Annotated in this window: 1 protein-coding gene; it reads right to left on the bottom strand. The window is 38.3% G+C overall.

The window, feature by feature from the left end; genetic code table 11:
- Positions 1-135: 135 nt before the first annotated feature.
- A partial coding sequence (locus tag HC723_RS17220) for an IS3 family transposase (protein WP_190338159.1) occupies positions 136-253 on the bottom strand: 118 nt, incomplete at its 5' end.

Raw genomic sequence — 253 nt, 5'->3', positions numbered from 1 at the left:
TGAAACCCAGTTGTAGCTTGGGCATTGATCCGATACAACAATACCTGCGTAGTCTTCATTGATTATCGTCTTCGCTGAAATAGCAGAGCGAGAAAATAATATTTTCTCATAAACTAAATCGTCACTCTATTCTGGTCAAGCCCAATAGGACACCTGACTTTGTAATTTTTCATAGTCGATTGGCGTTAAATCACCAAGCGTAGTATGCAACCTTTCATGGTTGTAATACCGGATATATTCTTCAACATCTTCT

The organism is Vibrio sp. S11_S32 (assembly GCF_014694465.1).
Taxonomy (GTDB): domain Bacteria; phylum Pseudomonadota; class Gammaproteobacteria; order Enterobacterales; family Vibrionaceae; genus Vibrio; species Vibrio algicola.
The sequence above is the reverse complement of the archived record's forward strand: the minus strand, read 5'-3'. Positions and strand labels throughout refer to the sequence as shown.